The following is a 1,324-nucleotide window of genomic DNA, read 5'->3' as shown; positions in this document are numbered from 1 at the left end:
CAGCCTGACGATGCACAATATGACTTTCTGCGGGTAATGTCTCATCGCGATTGATGGCAAGAGTGGGATCTAAATCCGGCACATAAGCAAAAACAAACTCATCCAACACCACGGGCTTTCCCGCCGCCAGCTCCACCAAATTAGTAGGGACAGTGATAGGACAACAGCTTTAGAAACAGTAAGTTAGCAAAGTTGATTGGACACTGACCGGACAATGAAGGGACACAAAAGGATACGCAAAGGAGCCGCGGAGCTTTTGGAAAAACCAACCATAATTAGGTTGGTTTTTTTATGTCTGTAGCACAGCAGCTACCTCTATTTTATAATTCATAGTACAAAATAAAATGCCTCACCAGATCTCTGCCTCATAGGGCATTATTCATAAATCCAGCACNTTGTGCCACTTAAGCGGTCATTTTATTTACCAATGTCACCCTATCGGCGAAATGGCTATACTATGATGTGTCGATAAACAGTTTATATTTGTGGAGTAATTTTGAAACGTATACCGCCAGAATTGTTTAAGTCTGAAATGAAACGAAAAGGCTGGACGCGCCGCGAACTGGCTATACGGTGGGGCAAATCAGAAACATGGATCAGCAAAATAGTGAATAATATAGAGCGGGATCAACACTGGAATGACGCCCTCAATGGACTACCTGACAACGAAAAGCCCAGGTAAACTATAGGTCATATTTTTATTGCAGAAAGGTGACCTATAGTTCATAATTCAACATTGAGAAACTATTTTCACTGACGCAGAGCTACCGGGTGGGCACCCGATAACCCTGCTTACCACAACTAACTATATAAGGTAGTTAATTATGGCTAAACGCGATAATAAAACAATTCACCGAATTTCCCAAGCTGAACGTTTTGAGCGGAGGAAAACCACTTTCGTATGTAGCGATACCTTTCGCCAAACTGTTTTCAGTAGACTTTGTTGCAATTTCGTTATAGTTCCCATCTTTTGCGAACGGAACAGTAATAAGAGTAGGTTTTTAAGTGAATTTCATTTTTCGGTATCCTTTGGACAATAAAGACGCTGACACCGGCTGATCGGATAGTTCAATAGTTTTTGTTTTTGACTCCCCAGCATAAAATGGTGCTTGGTCAAATGGATTTGGATCTGTCGTTGTCAGAACACTCAGTAAAGCTTCACCAAAACCTATATATTTTACATTTTCATTAACAGTAAGCCGCCTGCTGACATTCACTATTTTTCCCCACACATCCAGCCCGTAAGTATTTGCTGTGTCAATATTCCAAATCAGATCGTAAAATGTATTAATAAATTCAACAGAGGAAACAGCGGCATTGAAAC

2 protein-coding genes are annotated in these 1,324 nt (G+C 40.9%); one reads left to right on the top strand and one right to left on the bottom strand.

Going from position 1 to position 1,324, the window contains the following annotated elements:
• Positions 1-496 precede the first annotated feature (496 nt).
• Positions 497-682, top strand: a complete 186-nt coding sequence (locus AACQ38_RS24265) for a helix-turn-helix transcriptional regulator (protein WP_011147563.1) — start codon at positions 497-499, stop codon at positions 680-682.
• Between the two features lie 319 nt (positions 683-1,001).
• On the opposite strand, the gene AACQ38_RS23700 is transcribed toward AACQ38_RS24265, so the two are convergent.
• The coding region (locus AACQ38_RS23700; RefSeq protein ID WP_242685687.1) for a DUF2612 domain-containing protein at positions 1,002-1,324 on the bottom strand (323 nt) is incomplete at its 5' end.

It is taken from the genome of Photorhabdus sp. RW14-46 (genome assembly GCF_963887965.1).
Lineage (GTDB): Bacteria > Pseudomonadota > Gammaproteobacteria > Enterobacterales > Enterobacteriaceae > Photorhabdus > Photorhabdus laumondii.
This window is presented reverse-complemented; position numbering and strand designations above follow the sequence as displayed.